At 74.3% G+C, this 538-nt stretch carries 1 protein-coding gene and 1 pseudogene; both read left to right on the top strand.

What is annotated here, in order from left to right:
- Nucleotides 1-330, top strand: a 330-nt coding sequence (locus G3I78_RS47400) for a winged helix-turn-helix domain-containing protein (RefSeq protein WP_164436816.1), incomplete at its 5' end; no start/stop codon positions are given.
- Nucleotides 327-538: pseudogene (locus tag G3I78_RS47405) on the top strand (hypothetical protein); the annotation flags it as partial. The gene G3I78_RS47400 and the pseudogene G3I78_RS47405, both read left to right, overlap by 4 nt.

The following is a 538-nucleotide window of genomic DNA, read 5'->3' on the forward strand; positions in this document are numbered from 1 at the left end:
CCCATCGACCTCACGTACAAGGAGTTCGAGCTCCTCAAGTACCTCGTGCAGCACCCTGGCCGCGTGTTCACCCGCGCCCAGCTGCTCCAGGAGGTGTGGGGCTACGACTACTACGGCGGCACGCGGACCGTCGACGTCCACGTCCGGCGCCTGCGCGCCAAGCTCGGCCCCGAGCACGAGCAGCTCATCGGGACGGTGCGCAACGTCGGGTACCGGTTCGACCCGCCGAAGGACCGCCGCCCCGCCGAGGGCGTGGACGACGCCGGGGCGGGCACCGCCGGGTCGTCGGCCGACAGCGGGCCCGGGACCCCGGTAGGTTCGTCCGGGTGACGCCCGACCCCTCCGACTTCACGTCCGCGCTGCCCGACGGCCCCTGGCGCCATGAGCTCGTCCCGGCCAACGGCGCGCGCTTCCACGTCGCGCTCGCCGGTCCCGAGGACCGCGGGGTCCGGGACCCCGGGCCGCCGCTGGTCGTCCTGCTCCACTCCTTCCCGCAGTTCTGGTGGGCGTGGCGCCACCAGATCGAGCCGCTCGCCGC

This window comes from Streptomyces sp. SID13726, from assembly GCF_010548375.1.
Classification (GTDB): Bacteria; Actinomycetota; Actinomycetes; order Streptomycetales; family Streptomycetaceae; genus Streptomyces.